This window comes from Streptomyces atroolivaceus, from assembly GCF_000717025.1.
Taxonomy (GTDB): Bacteria; Actinomycetota; Actinomycetes; order Streptomycetales; family Streptomycetaceae; genus Streptomyces; species Streptomyces atroolivaceus.
Window position 1 is genome coordinate 1 of record NZ_JNXG01000018.1, and the last position, 19,976, is coordinate 19,976.

The following is a 19,976-nucleotide window of genomic DNA, read 5'->3' on the forward strand; positions in this document are numbered from 1 at the left end:
CCGCTCGGCCGGAACGTCGGGGTGGCCGATGGTGTACGCGTGCAGCTGCCGTGCCTGGTCGCGCAGTGCCTCTTCGCTCTTCGCCGACAACAGCCAGGGGAGAGCGGGGAGTTCGGCTTCCGCCGGTTCGGGTGCGTCCGGGGCCTGCTCGATGACGACGTGCGCGTTCGTCCCGCTGATCCCGAAGGAGGACACACCCGCACGGCGCGGTGTGTCGTCCGCGAGCCACGGACGGTCCTCGGTCAGCAGACGTACCGTGCCGTCCGACCAGTCGACGTGCTCCGTGCGCCGTTCGGCGTGCAGGGTCCTCGGCAGCCGGCCGTGGCGCAGCGCCATCACCATCTTGATGACGCCGCCGACTCCGGCCGCCGCCTGCGCGTGGCCGATGTTCGACTTCAACGAGCCGAGCCAGAGCGGGCGCTCCGCGTCGTGCTCCCGGCCGTAGGTGTTGAGCAGGGCCTGCGCCTCGATGGGGTCGCCCAGCCGCGTGCCCGTGCCGTGCGCCTCGACGGCGTCGACCTCACCTGCCGTCAGGTCCGCGTCCGCCAGGGCCTGGCGGATCACGGCCTCCTGGGAGGGGCCGTTGGGGGCCGTGAGACCGTTGCTCGCGCCGTCCTGGTTGACGGCCGAACCCCGGACCACCGCCAGCACCGGGTGCCCGTTGCGTATCGCGTCCGAGAGCCGCTCCACCAGCAGCAGGCCGACGCCCTCGCTCCAGCCGGTTCCGTCGGCCTCGGCCGAGAACGCCTTGCAGCGGCCGTCGGGGGACAGCCCTCGCTGACGGCTGAACTCCACGAACATGCCAGGGCTCGCCATGACGGCCGCGCCGCCCGCCAGTGCCAGCGAGCAGTCCCCCTGCCGCAGAGCCCGCGCTGCCAGGTGCAGGGCGACCAACGACGAGGAGCAGGCGGTGTCCACGGAGATCGCCGGGCCTTCGAGGCCGAGGGAGTAGGCGATGCGGCCGGAGGCGACGCTGCTGAGCTGTCCGGTCAACAGGTAGCCGTCGACTCCCTCGGTGGCTTCCGCGAGCCGAGGACCGTATTCGAGACCGTACGTGCCGGCGAAGACGCCGGTGTCGCTGCCGCGCAGCGATGTCGGGTCGATGCCGGCCCGCTCGAACGTCTCCCAGGCCGTCTCGAGCAGGAGACGCTGCTGCGGGTCCATCGCCGTCGCCTCGCGCGGGCTGATCCCGAAGAAGCCCGCGTCGAACTCGCCCGCCCCGTGCAGGAACCCGCCGCGTGCGGTGGTCGACCTGCCGACGGCCTCCGGGTCGGGGTCGTACAGGTCCTCGTCCCATCCGCGGTTGTCCGGGAACGGGCCGATGGCGTCGGTCCCCTCGGTGACGAGGCGCCACAAGTCCTCGGGCGAGGCGACCCCGCCGGGGTAGCGGCACGCCATGCCGATGATCGCGACCGGCTCGCCGGGGTCGGCCGGCGCCCGCCGTGCGGTCTCCCGCGGAGTTCCCGTCTCGTAGAGCAGCGCGTGCAGATGTGTGGCCAGCGTCTCCGGCGTGGGGTGGTCGAAGGCGACGGCCACCGGCAGGCGTACGCCCAGGGCCTGGGCCAGGCGGTTCCGCAGCCCCACGGCGGCCGAGGACTCCATGCCGAGGTCACGGAAGGTGCCACCGGGCGATCCGGCCGTGCTGCCGGCGGCGGCCCCGAGCACGCCCGCCGTCTGCTCCCGTACGACTTCATGCAGGCGCCGGAGGCGCTCGGTGGGTGCCAACCCGTCCAGCTCCGCCCGGAGTTCGGTCACCCGGCCGGTGGCACCGGCGGCGTCACCGGTGGTGTCGTAGGCGGGAAGCTCCAGCCGTACAGGCCCGGCTGTGCCCGCGTCCACGTCGTCGCTGACGCCCGCCGCAGCCTTCGTCCCGGGGGCCAGGGGCCCCGCCACGCCGCCGGTCGCCCGTGCCAGGTCGACGGGCAGGCCGTGCGCCCACAGCTCGGCGAACGCCGCCGACATGGCCCGGACGCCGTCCCGGTCGCGTACCAGCGACCCCGTCACCACGGTGCTGTCCACCAGGCCCGCGTCCTCGACGATGTCCTCGACAGCCATCTTGAGCACCGGGTGCGGGCCGGCCTCCAGGAAGGCCGTGTGGCCGTCGGCCAGCAGCGCGCGCACCGCCGCCTCGAAGAGCACCGGACGGCGCAACTGGCCCGCCCAGTACGGGCCGTCCAGCTCCAGGGTGTCCAGCAGGGCGCCGCGCGCCGAGGAGTAGAACGGGATCCCGGACGGGGCGGGGCACACCGTCCGCAGTCCCGCGAGCAGCCGGTCCGCGATCGTTTCCACCTGGCCGACGTGGACGGGGAAGTCGGCCCGGATCCGCCGGGTCCGCACCCCTTCGTCCGCGAGTGCGGCCAGCAACTCGGCCAGCGCGTCCTCGTCGCCCGACACGGTCACCGAACCCGGTCCGTTGACCGCGGCAAGGCCGAGCCGGTCACCCCACGGAGCCAGCCTCGCCCGCATCTCCTCGGCGGGCAGCAGCACGGCCACGATGCCGTGGCGGCCCGAGAGCTCCTCGGTCAGAGCCGCACCCCAGACCGCCGCGATCCGTAGCGCCTCGGACCGGGGCAACGCCCCGCAGGCGTGCGCGGCCGCCATCTCGCCGATGCTGTGCCCTACCACCGCGACCGGCTCGACGCCGCGGGAGCGCCACTCGGCGGTCAGCGAGATCATCACGGCCACCAGCGCCGGCATCACCACCGCCGCGGACTCCAGCGGCGGAGCGCCCTCGACGCCTCGCAGGACATCGGTCAGATCCCAGTCCACCAGCGGGCGCAGCTCCTCGGCGCAGGCCTCGACGCTCTCCCGGAACACCTCGGAGCCGTCCAGCAGATCGACGGCCATTCCGTCCCAGTGCGCGCCGAAACCGGGGTAGACGAAGACGGCGCCCGGCGCGCCGCCCGCCTGCGGTACCCGGCCCTCGTGCAGCCCTTCGGCAGCCTCCTCGACGCGGCCGACGGCGACCGCCCGCAGAGCCGCGAGCAGCTCGTCGCGGTCCCGGCCGACCAGCACGGCACGGTACGCGGCCGCTTCGTCGGCGGCCCTCAGCGCTGTGGCGGCCGACGCCGGCGTCAGGCCGGGGAGAGCGTCGAGCCGCTCCGCCGCGGCGGCGGCACGCGCCCGCAGCGAGGCCGGTCCGGGCGCCGAGACCGGCCACAGTACGACGGGGTGGGGTGCAGCAGTCATCGTCTACCGTCTCCGAGTTTCGGTTGCGCGGGATTCAGGTGGAACAGGTCGTACGAAGGGGAGATGAGCGCCGGACGCCGAGGCGCGGCAGGAGCGGGGCGTCGCCCTCCACCGCCCCGACGGGGTCGCGGTGCGGCCCTCAGGACCGGGCGGCGTACTCGGCGGCGAGCAGCGAGGAGATGAGCCTGAGCATGATCGTGGGCGCCGACCGGTGGAAGAAGTGCCCGCCGGGCAGGTTGAACACCCTGAAGTCAGCCGAGGTGTGGCGCGCCCATCCGGCAGCCAGCCCGGGCGTCACCAGCGGGTCGCTCGACCCGGCGAACACCCGGATCGGGACCGGCAGCGGCTCCTCCCCGGGGCCGGGGCCGGGCGCGCGGCCGTGCGCCAGGCGCAGGTCGTCCCGGAGTACGGCGACGGCGAGCCGGAGCCACTCCGGATAGCGCAGCACGAGCTCCGGCAGCCCGCCCAGACCGGTCATCCAGGCCGTGAGTTCCTCGTCCGTGACCCGGTCGGGCGCGATGTCGCCGCGAGGCGCGTGCGGTGGCGGGCAGGCTCCGACCAGCAGCTGGCGGGGCGGTGTCCGGCCCTGGGCGAACCGCCGCCGGGCCATCTCGTAGGCGACGATGCCGCCCATGCTGTGCCCGTAGAAGGCGTAGGGCGCGTCCATCAGCGGGTCGAGCGCCTCGTCCAGTTCGTCGAGGAGCCGAGCGAAGTCGTGCAGCCGGGGCTCGCGGGCCCGGTGCTCCCTGCCGGGCAGCTGCACCGGTACGACCGTGACACCGCCGCCCAGGCGCGGCTGCCAGCCGGAGAACGAGGAGGCCGACCCACCCGCGTGGTGGAAGCAGAACAGCCGCAGCGGCGCGCCGGCCGGATCCGCCTGCCGGGGCAGCAGATACGGCGAGGGGGTGCCACCCGCGGTGGTCTCGCCCGGCCGGCGGCCGCGCGGGCCACCCGGGCCCCCGGCGGCCGGATCCGCCGGGGTGCTCATGGCTCGACCGTCTGCGCCGTGAGCGCGTAGATGTCGCGCAGGCTGGTCGACTCCAGAACCTGCGCCATCGGCACTCTTCGTCCGGTCTCCCGTTCGATCGCGGTGAGCAGGGTCAGCAGGAGAAGCGAGTCCCAGCCGGGCAGTTCGTCGAAATCGGCGCCCACCGTGCTGGGTGTGAGCGACAGACCTGTCTCGGAGTGGACGAGGGAGAGGAAGTCGTCGAGGCTCTTCACTGGTGCAGCCCTCCCAGGCTCAGGGTCAGCCGGATGTGATCCGGCGGCGCGGGGATCTCCGCCAGGTCATGGCGGTAGAGGGTGGGGGCACCGTCGGTGCCGCCGCCGGCCGGCCGGAAGCCGTTGCCGGGGTAGAAGTCCTGGACCTTGCCGTTCTTGGCCGACGGCCGGTAACCGGCACGGACCGAGCGCAGGCCCTGGTCCCGGGCGTGGCCGAGGACGGCCGACAGACAGGCCTGCTCGATGCCGCGGGCGAACACCCGGCAGCTGAGCAGGAAGTTGTCGATGACGAGTTCGTCGCCCTCGCGGTGGGCGAGGACGGCGCCGACGACGCCGTTGTCGCCGAACCGGTCGCCGGAGCGGATGGTGAGGACCAGGGAACCTGGAGCGGCGGCCCGCTCGGCCACCTCGGACTGCTGGAGACGCTCCGTCGTCAGGTTGAACTGGTTTGTCCGCAGCGTCAGTTGGGAAACCCGGGCCAGCTCCGCCGGAGAGGCGTCGGCGAAGCGCACCTGGACGTCCAGTTCGCGCAGGTAGTCGTCGAGCGAGGAGAAGCCGTGCAGGAAGTCCTTGCGGTCCAGCTCCTCCCGGTACCGCTCGGGACGCTTCAGATCGTCCACGGTGATGTCCCGTACGTCGAACCAGCCGTCCCGCAGCAGCTTTTCGACGTGCAGTGCCGGCTCCTCGTCCAGTGCCACCACGGCGACGTCCGGGAGTTCGCGGACGACGAGCCCGCACTCGTACGGACTGTCGTCCGCGAACACGAAACTGTCCACCCCGAGATTGAGTTCGGCGGCCAGCTCGCGCAGATTGTCGTGCTTGGGACGCCAGTTGGCGACGACCCGGACGAAGTCGTCCTCGCGTAGCGTCATGTCGGGGTGCGACCGCAGTACCTCACGCACCGGATCCAGGTCGTTCTTGCTGACCGCGGCGAGCAGCACCCCCTGTGAGGCGACCTGGCGGGCGGTCCGCTGCAGTCGGCGGAACGCCTCGCCCCGGTAGGAACCGGCGACCTCGATGCCCTCGATCCCGTCGTCCCCGAGGATTCCGCCCCACACGGTGTTGTCCAGGTCGAGGACCAGGCACTTCTTCGCGCGGCCGGTGGCCGCGCGGAGCAGGTGGGCCACGTCGCGCGCATAGGCCGCGTGCGCCTCGGGCGAGAACTCCGTGTGCGTGTAGACGCCGAGCCGGTCGTCACGGAGCGGCAGGTCCGCTCCGAGCAGCGGGTCGAAGTCGAGCACGGTCAGGGCGGGATGGCGGTCCATCAGGCGGAGCAGGCGCGCGTTGGCCTCCCGCCACACCGCCCCGAGCCGGGCCCGGTCGCGTACGCCGATCAGCTGCGCCGTCCACTCGCGCGGCAGCGGCAGGGTGTTGAACACCAGCGTTCCCTGTCCCGCGCCGGCGAAGGACGTCGCGAGACCGTCGAGCAGCGTCAGCTTCTCGTCGAAGATCCGGCGCACGTCCTCCGGCTCCCAGGGCACAGGCACCTCGTCGAAGACCACGGAGGCGTCCAGCAGGCACACCACCGCGTCCGGCTTCGCCGAGTACAGCTCGCTCGCGGTGTCCGACAGGTCGAAGACGTAGCCGTCGAAGTCGGACACGTGCGGGCGGAGCAGCAGACCGTGGCGCGCCAGCTCGGCCGTGACCGGCGCGACCAGTCCGGACACGGTGCTGTGGCCGGTGAAGGCCACCGACACGACCGGGGTGTCGGGGTGTTCGGCGAGTACGGCGTCCGCGCCGATGCGGGCCAGCAGGTTCCCGGCCCAGCGTGTCTCGGCGACGCCGGCCCCGCGGACCAGGCCCCGCACCCGCGGATACTCGGCGGCCACACGGCCCCGCTCGTGGAGCGACCGCAGTGTGTCGTCCGTCTTCTCGACCATTCCCAGCTCTCCCCGTGCGTCGGGTACGACGCGGCCATGCTTGGCGAGCCGTCTAAAGCGGCCCTAACAGCCGCCTAGAGCCCGGAGACGCGGGAGGCACAGGGGCGGCGGGGCCCTTCGGCCCCGGGAATTAGGGCCCCTTAAGGGGCGGTTTGGAAGGCCCCCCTAGATCTTCCTCCGCACCACGGCGTGATCGGTGACCGGCGGACCCGGCCACCGCAGCGACCGCGATTCCACGGAGGAACAGCATGACAACAGCCCTCACCGCAGAGACGGATTTCGACCTCGACCTGGACCTGGAGGTCGTGATCCAGGATTCGCCCGCGATGGAGGCCAAGTCCTTCACGGGCACCGGCACCTGTCTCTCCTGCCCGGTCACCTCCTGGCACTGCTGATCGCCCGTGAGGCCGATCGGCTGACCCGCTGACCGGGCGCCGGGCGGCGCGGCCCTGACCGGCTGTGCCGCCCGGCGCACCCATGCCACCACCACGCACAGAACGGACCGGGGACGGACACGTGACGGACAGCGACATCTTCGACGCCGCCGATGTGGTGCTGCTGCGCGCCGCGGCTTCCCGCATGCCGCCCGCGGCCGGCGCACCCGTGGGACCGCCCACCGGTCCCACCTCCGAGACGGCGTTGAGGACCGAGGTGGGACGGCTCGCGGCGGACCCCGCGTTCCTGGCCGCTGTCCGACTGGCCAGCCCCAGCCTGGCCGACGAGGTGGAGAAGGTGCGGACGGGCGTCCCGCTCAAGCGCAGGCGACTGAACCGGGTGCTCGTCTCCCTGACCAAGTACCACCTTCGGATGACGTATCGGCCCACCCCTTTCGGACTCTTCGCAGGTGCCGCCCTGGCAGGTACGGGCCCGGCGCCCGTAAGGGAGCTGGGCGGCGCGCACCGGAGCCTGAGCCGCCCCGACGCGGCCTGGCTGCACGGCGTCCTCGAGGACGAAGTGGTCACCACCCCCGGCCTCCGGGAGCGCGCGGCCCTGACCGCCAACCCGCTGCGCACCGTCCGGGACGGCCGCGTGGTCCTCGTGGACCACCACGACCCGTCCGGGAAGCGGCAACTGGCACACTCGGTACGGCTCACCGCAGTCGTGGCGTACGTCCTCGAGCGAGCTGCCGAGCCGGTCACCTGGGACGAACTGGCCGAAGCGATGGCCGACCGGTTTCCCGGGGCTCCGGCCACGACCGTGGAGCGGACCGTGGCACAACTGGTCGGCAGTGGTTTCCTCCTGAGCGACCTGGTTCCGGCACCCGACCACACCGCCCCCCTCGACCACGTGCTGAAGCGGCTGGCCGGCACCGGCCACCCCGTGACCCGTGCCCTCGTCGCGGTACGCGACGGACTCGCCGCCCTGGACGACTCCCCGCCCGCCACCCGGGGCCGGGCGCTCGCCGAGGCCACCACCCGTATGGGGGAACTGCGCCGGGCCGACGACGTGATCCAGTCCGACCTGCGGCTCGACGCGCGCCTCGTCCTGCCCGTCGAGGTCGCCCGGGAGGCCGCGCGGGCAGCGGCCGCCCTGTGGCGGACGACGGCCACCCCGTCGGGCATGCCGCACATGCGGGCGTACCACCTGGCCTTCCTGGAGCGGTACGGCACCGACCGGCCCGTGCCGTTGCTCGAACTCCTCGACGAGGCACGGGGCCTGGGCCTCCCGGAGAGCTACCGCGGGCCCGTCGGCGCGGACGGCGCGCCGACCGCGCCGACGGACGCGGACCGGCGCCGTGACCAGTTCCTCGGGGAGCTGGTGCACGGCGCCCGGCCGCACACGGGCGTCGGCGAAGTCGTGCTCGACGAGGAGACCTTGAACGCCCTCGACGCCACGGTGGCCACCGGGCCCGCCAGGCCCGCTCCGCCCGGCGGAGCTGACCTTGCGGGCAGGGGGGACGGGGCCGGCGGCCCGGGTTCCCCCCGCCGAGTCCCGGCGTCCCTGGAACTGGGCGCCGAGCTCGTCGCCGGCAGCTGGGAAGCGCTGTGCGCAGGGGAGTTCAGCCTCGTCCTCGGCGCGAACCCGGGCTCCCCCCGCGCCGGTGCCACCTTCGGCCGCTTCGCACCGCTCCTGGGCGGGGACACCGGGCCGGTCGGCGCGGTGGTCGCGCGCGCCGAGGAAGCGGCCCACGCCGTGGCGGCGGCCGGGGAGGTGACGGCCACGGTGGCCTACCGTCCCCGGGTGGCCCGCTCCGCGAACGTGGCCACCGTGCCCCAGTGGCTCCCGTACCGCATTCCGCTGGGCGTCCCGCGGGCCGCCCGCGACGGTGTCACGGACCTGTGTCCCGAGGACCTCGCCGTCCAGGCGGACCTGGACCGCCTGCGGGTCGTGCACACACCGACCGGCCGCCCGGTACGACCGGTCTCGTACTCCATGCTGAACCCCGGCAGCGGTCATCTCCCGTACGTGGCACGCTTCCTGCTCGACCTCGGCTACGAGGGCCAGGACTGGTGCACTCCCTGGAACTGGGGATCCTGGGCCTCCGCGCCCGCACTGCCCCGGGTCCGTACGGGCCGCACGGTGCTGGCACCCGCCCGCTGGCTCCCGGACCGCACGCTCCGAGAGGGTGCCGCGGAATCCGACGGCACCGGTCCGGGCTGGCGCGCCGCGGTCGCCGCATGGCGCCGGCGCCGGTGTGTTCCCCGCTACACACTGCTCACACGGGTGGACAACCGGGTGACCGTCGACCTCGACGATCCGCTCCATCTCCTGGTTCTGCACGACGAGGTGAAGCGGCCCCAGGGCCTGGTGATCACCGAGTGGTACGGCGGCCCCGAAGGAGCCGGCTGGTTCGCCGACGCCGGCGGCCCGCACGCCTGCGAACTGGTCTTCCCCCTCTTCGCCCGGCACCCGGCCACCACGGTGCCCCCGGCGCCGGCGGCAGCCCCGGGGGCGGCCACCCCAGCCCCCAACGCCTCCCCGGCACCGGTGGGCACGACGGCCGCCGGTGGGCCGGACCGCGCACGGTGGGCGGCTCTGCCCGGGGGCGAGTGGCTGTACGCCAAGGTGTACGTCCCCGACGCCCTGCACCAGCAGGTCCTCGGCCGGCACCTGGCGCGGCTCGTCGATTCCCCGGTACTGCGCGCGGCAGGCGCCGACCGATGGTTCTTCCTGCGTTATGCCGACCCCGACGCACACCTGCGCCTGCGTTTCCACGGCAAGCCGGAGAGCCTGTGGCCGGTGCTGCTGCCTGCCGTACGGGAATGGGCCGAGGAACTGCGGGAGGCAGGGCTCACCGACCGGCTGGTGCTGGACACGTACGACCCCGAGATCGAGCGCTACGGCGGACCGGCTGCCATCGAGCACGCCGAGCGGGTCTTCCACACCGACAGCGCCGTCGTCCTCGCACAACTCGCCGCGCCCGCCGACCCCGCCGTCCCGCCGGTCACCCGGGCGGCGCTCGGGATACTCGACCTCCTCACCGGGCTGGGCACCCCGCAGGAGACCCTCCGCTGGCTCGGCGACCCCCGGTTCCTCGCCCGCCGCTCCGAGGTGGCGCGCGCTACGAAGGAGGCGGTCGCGGACCGGCTGGACGGGCGCCCCGCGGGCGGCCGCGCCCCGGCGCGAGCGCCCGGACCCGCCGCCCCGTCGGCCGGGCGCAGTGCCGCGCTGGCAGCACTGCGCGAGATCCTGGCCCCCGGCCCGGCCGGAACCGGGGGGTCGGGAGACAGGCGGGCCGCGGTCGCGATGAGCCTCGCCCACATGCACTGCAACAGGCTCCTCGGTCCCCGCCGCGAGGAGGAGATCCTCGCCCATGTGACGGCCCGCGAGGGTCTCGCTCTCAGTCTCAGCAGGAAGAGGCACGGCCGATGAATCCCGTCCACGACGCCCGGGTCGCGGCGCTGGAGACCGCTCACACCGTGGCGGAGCGGCTCCGCGACCCCGCCCGGGTCGCCCGGATCACGGCCGACGCGTTCGCCGAGGTGCCCGCCGACCTGATGCTGCCCGGCTGGCAGCCGGCGTCCGTGCTCCTCGGCCACCCGGGCGTGGGCCTGCTGCACGCCGTCTGCGCGGAGGACGACGAACAGTGGTCCGAGCCTGCCCACGCGCATCTGGCCGCCGCCGCCGCCACGGCCCCACAGGCAGGGCCGGCGGCCGTCGGGAACCTCGTTCTGCCCGCTCTGGTACGGGCCGAGGGCACCGGCGGGTACGCACGGCTGCTGGACCGGAGCACCGGCGTACTCGCCGACCACAGCCGCGCACGCGTCGCCGCCCTCCGGGACCGCCGTGACGCAGGGCTTTCCTACCTCGACTACGACGTCGTCGCGGGCCTCACCGGCCAGGGCAGGACGCTGCTGGCCGTGGCGGCCCGGGGCGACGAACGGGCGGCGGACGCGCTGACGGAGATCCTCGCCCTGCTGATCGAGCTCACCCGGCCGTCACGGGTGCACGGCGTGGACGTCCCCGGATGGTGGTGCGCGCCGGACCGCTATCCGGTTCCCCAGGACCGCACCGCCTACCCGCGCGGTGACTTCAATGTGGGCGTCGCCCACGGCGTCTGCGGCCCGCTCGCGCTGCTGTCGCTGGCGCACCGGGCCGGCCACCGGGTGCCCGGCACCCTGGACGCGGTCCGGAGGCTCACCGAATGGCTGCGAGGTCACGCGTACGACGACGGGCGGGGCGGCGTGTCCTGGCCCGCGCGGGTGGCCTTCGACGAGGAGACCGGCGAAGTCTCGCCCGTCCGGAACACGGCCGCGCGGGCAGGCTGGTGTTACGGCACCTCCGGGATCGCGGGTGCCCTCCACCTGGCCGGCACGGCGCTCGACGACGAGGCGACCTCGCAGCTGGCCGTGTCCGCGCTGTCCGCCCTCCTGCGCCGGCCGGTATCCGAACTCGTCCGAGGCGACCCGGGTTTCTGCCACGGTCTCGCGGGCGTCCTGCACGCCGGGGTCCGTCTGGCGGCGCGGACGGGCGACGCGGAACTGTGGCGCGGCGCCGACCGCCTGGCGGTGGGGCTGACCGCCCTGTACGACGCCGGCTCCGCCTTCGGCTACCACCAGCTGGTCCGCACCTCCACCGGCCCGGTCATGCTGGAGAGTCCCGCCCTCATCGACGGCGCGGCCGGGGTGGCGTTGGCCCTCCTCACGTATGCGAGGACCCGCGACGCGGCCGCACGGGAATCGCCGCGCACGCAATGGGACGCGGTCTTCCTGACCTCGTGACCGGCCGATGCCGTTCTCGTCTCGAACGGCATCCAACGCGTGCCACGACGGGCCCTCCCGCACGTCGGCGGACCGGTACGGACTGCGGATCGGCCACCGCTGCCGGCGTTCTCGGGTGCCGCAGGCCCTACCAGTCATGCCCTTCCGGCAGGTCGGGCAGTCCGGGTGCGGACAGGTGCAGCACCTCGTATCGCTCGGTGGCTTCCTCGTCAGGGTCTGCTCCGTCCGCCCACAGGACGAACCGCATCAACTGCCAGTCGTGCGGGTCGAGGCCCAGGGCGACGGTGTGCACGTCCTTCCGGTGGGCGATCCGGCGAAGCTCCTCGACTTCCCGTCCGATCAGCGCGGTCAGGCCCAGCCCGGTGCCGTCGGGGTCGGAGCCGGCGGGAATCGGGGTGAGGCGACGCGAGGCCGTCCGGGGGGACGTCGCGCGGGCGCGTCCGGCGTGGCAGGCGATGCCGGTCCAGTGACGTGCGGCCGGACGCCCGAAGTCCCGGATGATGTTCTGGAACCCTCCGCCGCCGACCAGGAAGTGGGCCATCGCACCGGTGTCGTTCCAGAGGTAGAAGGGTGCGTACTCGTTGACCGGCGAGCCGTCCACGCCGCGTTCGCGGATGACGTACGCCTTCAGCCCCAGTCCGGCGCGGTCGTCGAGCACATGCCCGCCGTCGGCCACTCGCGTGCGGATGACCTGCATGTCGTAGTCGGCGGGCAGGGTGATCTCGTACTGCTTGGCGTACACGAAGGGGCTGCCTTTCCCGATGGACCGCCGAAGAGCCGACGGTGGTGAATGGACGAGGTGCGTGGTGCGTGCGGTGCCCGGCCCCGAGAAGGCGGTGCCACCCGGTGCGGACCCGGGCACGAAGTGGACGTCCTCGACCCGGACGGGCGGAGGACCCTCGGCTTTCCGTCCGATCCACGGGGCGCAGCCGGTCTGCTCCGGGCGGCGGACCGTGGAACGCGTGACACGCGCACGGAGGCCCCGGGTCCCCTCTACCCGCGGGCGGTTGACGCGTGTGCGGACAGCAGGCTCAGCACACCGGTGATCGCCTGGTCGAACGGGGCCACGGAGTCGACGGCGCGGGCCAGCACATAGCCGCCCTGCACGACCGCGACCACCGTCGCGGCGGTGGCTCGTGCGTCCAGCGCGGCATCCAGTTCGCCGGACTCGCGTCCCTCGGCCAGGATTCCCGCGAGGCGATCGCACAGCCAGGCGAAAGACTCCTCGACCGGTGCCCGGAGCGTCGGGTCGGCCATGACGTCCGGGTCCTGGGTGAGGCGCCCCACCGGGCAGCCCTTGAGCACCTCCCGCTCGCGGCGCAGGTACGCGGTGATCCGCTCGACGGCGGTCCCGGGCGCGGAGAACTGTGTCTCCGCCGCGGCCCGCATCTCCTCGACCGTGCGACTGATCGCGGCGAGCGCCAGATCCGGTTTGCCCGCGAAGTGGTGGTACATGCTGCCCTGCCCGGCTCCGGCCCGCTGCTGGATGGCCTTGGGACTCGTGCCGGTGTAGCCGCGTTCCCACAGCAGTTCCCGAGTGCTCTCGATGAGGCGGTCCGCAGTACTCATGCCACCTAGTGTACATACTGGTAGGTACAGAAGTTCGCTGCCGCTCGACCAGCCGGGACCTTCCTCCGTTCGGACAGCCGCCCCGTCGAAGAAGCCCGGCCTCCTGTGTGTCCGGTCGCGTGCCCTGGAGCATCACACCGACCGGGGTGGGTGTGCACGGCGGGCCCGCCACACCGTGCGTACGGAAGACACGCCGGCCGGCCCACTCCGCCCCTGACGCCCGGCACATGGCTCTCCGTCATGGCGGACCCCGACCTCTTGCTTCGACGCCAGGCCGGGGGGCGGGCGCACCCCCCGCTTGACCTGCGGCTCCGGAGGGGACGCGCCGTCCACGGCGACACCGGTGCGGCTCCGGGCCCGGCCCGCATAAAGGCTCCCATCGCGGGAATCCGACGGGTCCAGCACTTGGAGGAAACATGACCATGACTGAGCAGCGGACCGGCCCGGGGACGGGGGAGAAGCTCTGCGTTGCCTGCGCGTCAGCAGAGACGGGCTCCGAGCCGGAACGTCCGGAGACTGCTCGGGAGCGGGTCAACCGCCGGTGGAACGAGCTCCTCCAGGAGACGCGGGTTGCCCAGACGGGTGTGCAGATCCTGTTCGGCTTCCTGCTGAGTGTGGCCTTCACACCTCTGTTCCAGGACCTGGGCACGTTCGAGCGCGCCGTCTACGTCACGACCGTCGTGCTCGGGGCGACGGCCACCGCCTCGCTGATAGCCCCGGTGTCCATCCACCGCTTCCTGTCCGGGCAGCGCATGAAGGACGAGGTGGTCGAGGCCGCCGGCAGGCTGATGATCTGCGGGATGGTGCTGCTGGCCCTCACCATCGGATGCACCCTCCTGCTCATCCTTCACGTGGTGGTGCCGGGCCCGCTCGCGGTGGTCCTGGTCGGCAGCGTCATGCTCTGGTTCTGTCTGTGCTGGTACGTCCTCCCTCTGCGGCTGCGCCGCCGGGGCGCCCGGCGTCCGCACTCGCGGCGCGTGACCCGCACGACCCACGTGACCAAGAAGTAGGACAGCGTCCGGGCGGACGTGCCTCCGGACCTGCGGGTGGCGCCCCTGTCTGCGTATCAGAATCCGCTAACGCTGCCGAACTCGGCGAAATGCGGCGCCGGGGGGTGCTGTGATCGTGTTCGGAGCGAGGTCACGAGGGCCTGTCGGTGGATCGCCGGCAGCTGACCCGTCAGGGCTGTGGGCTACCCGGCGGGCCGGGGAATAGGTTGTCGGAAACGCTCCGGGCAGCCGGACTCGTGATGGGGGCGAGCATGACCATGCAAAAGGGAACCAATGTCCCGGTGCCGGCTCCGGCCGTGCGGGTCGAACTGGGCTGGCGTGCCTCTCCCGGGGCACCCGACGTGGATGCCTCGGCGCTCCTCCTCGTGTCGGGAAAGGTGCGCAGCGACGCGGACTTCGTCTTCTACAACCAACCGGCGCACCGCTCCGGCGCGGTGCGCCACGAGGGCAAGCAGACGACCGGCGGCGCCGTCACGGACACCCTCGCCGTCGATTTCGCGCGGATGGAGCCCACGGTCGACCGTGTCGTCGTCGCGGCCTCCGCCGACGGCGGCACCTTCGGACGGGTGACCGGCCTCTACGTGAGAATCGTGGACCCGGCGAACGGCTCCGAGATCGCGCGCTTCGAGAGCGCGGACGCGACCGTCGAGACCGCGTTCATCCTCGGTGAGCTCTACCTGCGCCAGGGCGCCTGGAAATTCAGGGCTGTGGGACAGGGGTACGACACGGGGCTGGCAGGTCTCGCGACGGACTTCGGTATCTCCGTCGACGAACCGCGGCAGGCGCCGCCGTCCCAGCGGTCGCCGGCGGCTCCTCAGCCCTCCGCACGCCCCGCCGCCCCGCGGACCGCTCCCACTCCGCCGCCCGCACCCCCTGTCGTACAGGCCGTGAGGCTGACCAAGGTCACGCTGACGAAGGAAGCCCCCTCGGTGTCGCTGTCGAAACAGGGCGGCACCTCCGGTGCGCTGCGCGTCAATCTCAACTGGGAGGTGCGCAAGCAGTTCAAGGGCTGGGGTGCGAAGCTCGGCAGGGCCGTCGCCATGCACGCCGACCTGGATCTCGATCTGTGCGCACTGTACGAACTCACCGACGGGAGCAAGGGAGTCGTGCAGGCGCTCGGGAACGCCTTCGGTTCGCTCCGGCAGCCGCCGTACATCCACCTCGACGGAGACGACCGTACCGGCGCGCTCTCCACCGGCGAGAACCTCACGGTCAACCTCGACCACAAGGACCGGCTGCGTCGTGTGCTGATCTTCGTCACCGTCTACGAAGGCGCCCGGAGTTTCGCAGATCTGCATGCCACGGTCACACTCCAGCCGCAGAACGGTGCGGCGATCGACTTCTCCCTCGACGAGTGCACCGTGCCCTCCACCGTGTGCGCGCTCGCGCTGATCACGCGCAACGGGGGAGACCTCACCGTGCAGCGCGAGGCGCGCTACCTCGTCCCCCAGCGTGGGGTCAGCCCTCAGCGGACCATCGACGCCGCATACGGGTGGGGCATGAACTGGACACCCGGACGCAAGTGAGGCGGCAGCGGTGACCGTGGCCGCCCGGGCCGGCCGCGGCTCAGGGTTCCGGTGCGGCCTCGGGGCGGGCGTACGTTCGCCCCTTCCAGGCCGCACCGAGCCCCCGGTGGTGCTGAACCGCGGAGTCCACCGTCATCAGGAGGTAGAGGACCGCGGTGAAGGGCAGCAGCGGGGCCAGCCACAGCGACTGCCGGTAGTAGCCGAGCATGGGCATGTAGGTCCCGGCCATCACCGCCCAGGCCGCCCCGCCCGCGACCGCGGCCGTCGCATCGCCCGTCAGCAGCCCGGCGCACAGAGTGGCGGGCGGCGCGACATAGACGAGGCCGAGACCGAGGACCGTGCCGGCGAGCAGGATCGGGCTGTGCCGCAGTTGCGCGTACGCACTCCGCGCGACCATGTGCCAGAGGTCCGCCAGCCGCGGGTAGGGGCGCACGCTGTCCACCCGGTCGGCGAGTCCCAGCCAGATACGGCCGCCGCTGCGCCGCACCGCGCGCGCCAGGGAGACGTCGTCGATCACCGCCTGGCGGATGGACTCGGGGATCCGCGCCCGCTCGGCTGCTCCGGCACGGAGCAGCACACAGCCGCCCGCCGCCGCGGCCGTCCGCGATTCCCCTCCGTTGATCCGGCGGAAGGGGTAGAGCTGCCCGAAGAAGTAGACGAAGGCCGGCACGACCAGCCGCTCCCAGGTGCTGGTCACCCGCAACCTGGCCATCTGCGAGACCAGGTCGAAACCGTCCGCGCCCTCGGTCCCGGCCGCGGCGACGAGTTCTCGCAAGCTGTCCGGCTCATGAGCGATGTCGGCGTCCGTCAGCAGCAGGAATTCGGGCTTACGCTGCCGGGCCAGCGCCATCCCGTGCCGCAGCGCCCAGAGTTTGCCCGTCCAGCCCGGCTCGGGCTCACCGGGCGTCACCACGGTCAGTGGCAGTCCGCCGCACCGTTCGGACAGCGCCCGGGCGAGCTCACCGGTGCCGTCGCCGCTGCAGTCGTCGACCAGGTAGACCTCCGCATCACCCGGATAGTCCTGGGCGAGCAGTGACGGCAGGCTCATCGGCAGGACCTCGGCCTCGTCCCGCGCGGGCACGACCACGGCCACCGAGGGCCAGCGCGCCGGGTCCCGGCGAGCCGGGAGCCGCTGGTCGGTCCGCCAGAAGAAGCCCTGGCCGAGCAACAGCCACACCCACACGATCAGTGAACCCACGGCGATCCAGGCAACGGCGCTCATCCGTCGAAGTGTGCCCCACTCCAGCGGCGCCGCAAGGGCGGTCGACTATGGTGACCGGGTGAAGATCGCACTCATGGACTCGGGAATCGGCCTGCTCGCGGCAGCGGCCGCGGTACGCCGAATGCGGCCGGACGCTGATCTGGTGCTGTCCTCGGACCCCGGTTCGATGCCCTGGGGGCCCCGCACGCCCGAGGACGTGACCCGTCGCGCCCTCTCCGTGGCGCAGGCGGCCGCCGCCCACCGGCCGGACGCGCTGATCATCGCCTGCAACACCGCGTCCGTCCACGCCCTGCCCACCCTGCGGGCCGAGCTGGAGCCCGGGCTGCCGGTCATCGGCACGGTGCCCGCGATCAAGCCGGCGGCCGCGGGCGGCGGCCCCTTCGCCATCTGGGCCACTCCCGCGACCACCGGAAGCCCGTACCAGCGTGGGCTGATCGGCGAGTTCGCGCGGGCTGTGGACGTGACGGAAGTGCCCTGCCCGGGGCTCGCCGACGCGGTGGAGCACGCCGACGAGGAGGCGATCGACCGCGCGGTGGACGCTGCCGCAGCCCTCACCCCGGCCGGTGTCACGGACGTCGTCCTCGGCTGCACCCACTACGAGCTGGTGGCCGAACGCATCCGTGCCGCGGTCGAGCGCGACCGGCCCGGCCGCCCCCCGCTCGTGCTGCACGGCTCCGCCGAGGCCGTGGCCGCCCAGGCGCTGCGCCGTATCGGGGCGGTCCCCGCTCCGTCGGCCGAACCGGTCGGCACCCTTACCGTTCTCCTCGGCGGGCAGACCGCTGATCTGACAGAACCCGCTCTGGCCTACGCAGAGGGCCTGCTGCTCAAGGCCGTCACCCCTGTGATCTGACCGTTCGCGGGGCCTCGCCGGGCCCACGCACCCCTCCTCGCGGCACGGAACCTGGGTACGCTGCTTGGCATGACGGACCACCCCGGCAACGCGCGGCACGGTTCGAGCCAGGCCCCGAGCACGGTCTGGACCGGACGGGCCACCAACCGCTTCCAGTGGCTGCTCGCCGCTGCCGGAGCGGGGTGCCTGGCGCTCGGTATCGAACTAGCTGTCGACTCGGCCTGGGAGGCCGGGTTCGCTCCGCTGCTCATGTCCGTCATCGGCTGCGTGGCCGCCGGACTCCTGATCCTCTTCGGGACCCTCGCCTTCGTGCACGTGGCCGTCAAGGTCGACGGCGACGCCCTCGAGGTGCGCTGCGGTCACGCCGGGCTCCCCAGGCGCCGGATCCTGCTCACCCATGTGGTGGGCGCGGAGTTCGCCCCCAAGGTCACCCCGCGCCAGTGGGGCGGATGGGGCTACCGCTGGCGCCCCGACCAGGGAACGGCCGTGGTGGTACGCCGAGGGGAGGCGCTGGTGCTTCGGCTGGGGGACGGCAGGACCTTCACCGTCACGGTGGACGACGCGGAGGCCGCCGTACGCTTCATCCGCGACCGCCTGCGCCTCACGGCCGACGGGAAGCCCTCGGGGCCCTGAGCGTGGCCCGGCTCCGGTGCTCCGCGTGACCGGAGCCACTGCCGCCCGCACAGTCGCCCACCGTAGACTCCGGCAGGTGAGCGCCACCATCACCACCGCCGAACCGCCGTCCGCCCCCGTGTCCCGCAGCAGGAAGCTGTGGCCGCGGCTCGTCCGGCCGGCCGCAGCCGTGCTGTCCGGTGCGCTGCTCTACGCGAGTTTCCCGCCCCGGCCCCTGTGGTGGCTGGTGCTTCCCGGCTTCGCGCTGCTGGGCTGGGTCCTGACCGGACGCGGGCTGCGTGCGGCGCTGGGCCTGGGTCTCCTCGCGGGCCTCGGTTTCATGCTGCCGCTGCTGCACTGGACGGGGGAGGAGGTCGGCCCTGTTCCGTGGCTCGCGCTCGCGCTGGTCGAGGCACTGTTCATCGCCGTCGGCTGCGTCGGTATCTCCGCGGTCTCCCGGCTTCCCTACTGGCCCGTCTGGGCCGCTGCCGTGTGGACTCTGGACGAGGCTCTGCGGTCCCGCGTGCCGTTCGGCGGCTTCCCCTGGGGCAAGATCGCCTTCGGCCAGGCCGAGAGTGCCTTCCTGCCGCTCGCCGCACTGGGGGGAACCCCGCTGCTCTCGTTCGCCGTCGTGCTGTGCGGCTTCGGACTCCTGGAAGCGGTCAGGCAGGTCCGCCGCTACCGCATCACCGGTGCCGTGCCGCGCTCCGCCGTCGTCGCGGCGGCCGTCACCGTGGCCGCCCCCGTCGCTGCGGCGCTGGCGGCTCTCCCGCTCGTGGACGACTCACCCGAGGACGGCACGGCCACGGTCGCCGCGATCCAGGGCAACGTGCCGCGCCTGGGACTCGACTTCAACTCCCAGCGCCGGGCCGTCCTGGACAACCACGCGGAGCGCACGGTACAGCTCGCCCGGGACGTCGAGGCGGGAAAGGTACCGCAGCCCGACTTCGTCCTCTGGCCGGAGAACTCCTCGGACCTCGATCCGTACCGCAACGCAGATGCCCGCGAGGCCATCGACCGGGCCGTGCGGGCCATCGGCGCCCCCACCGTCATCGGTGCCGTCCTCACCCCCGACAGCGGACCCCTCCGCAACACCCTGATCGAGTGGGACCCGGAGAGCGGCCCTGTGGACACCTACGACAAGCGGCACATCCAGCCGTTCGGCGAGTACATGCCCATGCGGTCCGTCGCACGCGTCTTCAGCGAGGACGTCGACCGGGTGCAGCGGGACTTCGGCCCCGGCGGCAAGGTCGGCGTGTTCGACCTGGCGGGCACGAAGGTCGGGCTCGTGACCTGCTACGAGGCCGCGTTCGACGGTGCCGTACGCGACACCGTCAAGGACGGCGGACAGATGATCGCCGTACCGAGCAACAACGCGACCTTCGGGCGCAGCGAGATGACCTACCAGCAGCTGGCGATGAGCCAGGTCCGGGCGGTCGAGCACGGGCGCTCCGTCGTCGTACCCGTCACCAGCGGCGTCAGCGCGGTGATCCGGCCGGACGGCACGATCGTGCAGAAGACGGAGATGTTCACCCCGGACGCCCTGGTCGACGAGGTGCCGCTGCGGTCCACGCTCACCCCCGCCACCCGGCTGGGAACCCTGCCGGAGGGCGTCCTGACGCTGCTCGCGGTGGCCGGCCTCGGCTGGGCCGTGGCGCGGTCGGTGCGCGCGAGGAAGGCGCGTGAGGACGTGACGGCCGGTACGGAGAACGCCCCGGCCGCGACGTAGTCTCGT

At 73.0% G+C, this 19,976-nt stretch carries 15 protein-coding genes; 8 read left to right on the top strand and 7 right to left on the bottom strand.

What is annotated here, in order from left to right:
* The 4 genes from OO67_RS38765 to OO67_RS28875 form a co-directional block, all read right to left on the bottom strand.
* A partial coding sequence (locus tag OO67_RS38765) for a type I polyketide synthase (RefSeq protein WP_157841744.1) occupies positions 1-3,189 on the bottom strand: 3,189 nt, incomplete at its 3' end.
* 139 nt (positions 3,190-3,328) lie between these two features.
* A complete protein-coding gene (locus OO67_RS28865; protein ID WP_051709955.1) occupies positions 3,329-4,177 on the bottom strand; it encodes a thioesterase II family protein in 849 nt (282 codons plus the stop codon).
* Entirely contained in the window at positions 4,174-4,410 is a 237-nt protein-coding gene (locus OO67_RS28870; protein WP_033304709.1) for an acyl carrier protein, read from the bottom strand. Before OO67_RS28870 ends, OO67_RS28865 begins: the two co-directional genes overlap by 4 nt.
* On the bottom strand, positions 4,407-6,290 hold the full coding sequence (locus tag OO67_RS28875; protein ID WP_033304710.1) for an HAD-IIIC family phosphatase: 1,884 nt from the start codon (positions 6,288-6,290) through the stop codon (positions 4,407-4,409). The genes OO67_RS28870 and OO67_RS28875 overlap by 4 nt, the downstream gene beginning before the upstream one ends.
* 248 nt (positions 6,291-6,538) lie before the next feature.
* Between OO67_RS28875 and OO67_RS38770 the strand changes: the two genes are divergently transcribed.
* From OO67_RS38770 to OO67_RS28885, 3 genes are all read left to right on the top strand, one after another.
* Complete coding sequence (locus OO67_RS38770) at positions 6,539-6,685, top strand: hypothetical protein (protein ID WP_157841745.1); 147 nt, start codon at positions 6,539-6,541, stop codon at positions 6,683-6,685.
* Positions 6,686-6,806: 121 nt separating this feature from the next.
* Positions 6,807-10,103, top strand: a complete 3,297-nt coding sequence (locus tag OO67_RS28880; protein ID WP_033304711.1) for a lantibiotic dehydratase — start codon at positions 6,807-6,809, stop codon at positions 10,101-10,103.
* On the top strand, positions 10,100-11,452 hold the full coding sequence (locus tag OO67_RS28885) for a lanthionine synthetase C family protein (protein WP_051709958.1): 1,353 nt from the start codon (positions 10,100-10,102) through the stop codon (positions 11,450-11,452). Before OO67_RS28880 ends, OO67_RS28885 begins: the two co-directional genes overlap by 4 nt.
* 127 nt (positions 11,453-11,579) lie before the next feature.
* Here the strand turns inward: OO67_RS28885 and OO67_RS28890 are convergent, their stop codons facing one another.
* Together OO67_RS28890 and OO67_RS28895 are read right to left on the bottom strand one after the other, a co-directional pair.
* Positions 11,580-12,194 carry a DUF4865 family protein gene (locus OO67_RS28890; RefSeq protein WP_033304712.1) on the bottom strand — a complete coding sequence of 205 codons (615 nt, stop codon included), beginning with the start codon at positions 12,192-12,194 and terminating at the stop codon, positions 11,580-11,582.
* 251 nt (positions 12,195-12,445) lie between these two features.
* Positions 12,446-13,021, bottom strand: coding sequence for a TetR/AcrR family transcriptional regulator (locus OO67_RS28895; protein ID WP_033304713.1), 576 nt, complete (start codon positions 13,019-13,021; stop codon positions 12,446-12,448).
* A gap of 416 nt (positions 13,022-13,437) precedes the next feature.
* Between OO67_RS28895 and OO67_RS28900 the strand changes: the two genes are divergently transcribed.
* The gene (locus OO67_RS28900; RefSeq protein WP_033304714.1) at positions 13,438-14,031 is read left to right on the top strand and encodes a DUF6328 family protein; all 594 of its coding nucleotides are present in this window, start codon (positions 13,438-13,440) and stop codon (positions 14,029-14,031) included.
* A gap of 239 nt (positions 14,032-14,270) precedes the next feature.
* The gene (locus tag OO67_RS28905) at positions 14,271-15,557 is read left to right on the top strand and encodes a TerD family protein (RefSeq protein ID WP_051709961.1); all 1,287 of its coding nucleotides are present in this window, start codon (positions 14,271-14,273) and stop codon (positions 15,555-15,557) included.
* Positions 15,558-15,597: 40 nt separating this feature from the next.
* Here OO67_RS28905 and OO67_RS28910 read toward each other — a convergent pair whose 3' ends face one another.
* Positions 15,598-16,779 carry a glycosyltransferase gene (locus OO67_RS28910; RefSeq protein ID WP_033304716.1) on the bottom strand — a complete coding sequence of 394 codons (1,182 nt, stop codon included), beginning with the start codon at positions 16,777-16,779 and terminating at the stop codon, positions 15,598-15,600.
* 58 nt (positions 16,780-16,837) lie between these two features.
* On the opposite strand from OO67_RS28910, the gene OO67_RS28915 reads away from it, so the two are divergent.
* The 3 genes from OO67_RS28915 (at position 16,838) to lnt (ending at position 19,970) form a co-directional block, all read left to right on the top strand.
* The gene (locus OO67_RS28915) at positions 16,838-17,629 is read left to right on the top strand and encodes a glutamate racemase (RefSeq protein WP_033304717.1); all 792 of its coding nucleotides are present in this window, start codon (positions 16,838-16,840) and stop codon (positions 17,627-17,629) included.
* A 69-nt stretch (positions 17,630-17,698) separates the two neighbouring features.
* Positions 17,699-18,262, top strand: a complete 564-nt coding sequence (locus OO67_RS28920) for a lipoprotein (RefSeq protein ID WP_033304718.1) — start codon at positions 17,699-17,701, stop codon at positions 18,260-18,262.
* 76 nt (positions 18,263-18,338) lie between these two features.
* A complete protein-coding gene (lnt, locus tag OO67_RS28925) occupies positions 18,339-19,970 on the top strand; it encodes an apolipoprotein N-acyltransferase (RefSeq protein WP_033304719.1) in 1,632 nt (543 codons plus the stop codon).
* The last annotated feature ends 6 nt before the right edge of the window (positions 19,971-19,976 follow it).

What these genes read in the sequence shown, in the direction of transcription:
- OO67_RS28920 (WP_033304718.1), top strand. Translation starts at nt 17,699, where the DNA reads ATGACGGACCACCCCGGCAACGCGCGGCACGGTTCGAGCCAGGCCCCG.
- OO67_RS28875 (WP_033304710.1), bottom strand. Translation starts at nt 6,290, where the DNA reads ATGGTCGAGAAGACGGACGACACACTGCGGTCGCTCCACGAGCGGGGC.
- OO67_RS28865 (WP_051709955.1), bottom strand. Translation starts at nt 4,177, where the DNA reads ATGAGCACCCCGGCGGATCCGGCCGCCGGGGGCCCGGGTGGCCCGCGC.
- OO67_RS28900 (WP_033304714.1), top strand. Translation starts at nt 13,438, where the DNA reads ATGACCATGACTGAGCAGCGGACCGGCCCGGGGACGGGGGAGAAGCTC.
- OO67_RS28885 (WP_051709958.1), top strand. Translation starts at nt 10,100, where the DNA reads ATGAATCCCGTCCACGACGCCCGGGTCGCGGCGCTGGAGACCGCTCAC.
- OO67_RS28910 (WP_033304716.1), bottom strand. Translation starts at nt 16,779, where the DNA reads ATGAGCGCCGTTGCCTGGATCGCCGTGGGTTCACTGATCGTGTGGGTG.
- OO67_RS28895 (WP_033304713.1), bottom strand. Translation starts at nt 13,021, where the DNA reads ATGAGTACTGCGGACCGCCTCATCGAGAGCACTCGGGAACTGCTGTGG.
- OO67_RS28905 (WP_051709961.1), top strand. Translation starts at nt 14,271, where the DNA reads ATGGGGGCGAGCATGACCATGCAAAAGGGAACCAATGTCCCGGTGCCG.
- OO67_RS38770 (WP_157841745.1), top strand. Translation starts at nt 6,539, where the DNA reads ATGACAACAGCCCTCACCGCAGAGACGGATTTCGACCTCGACCTGGAC.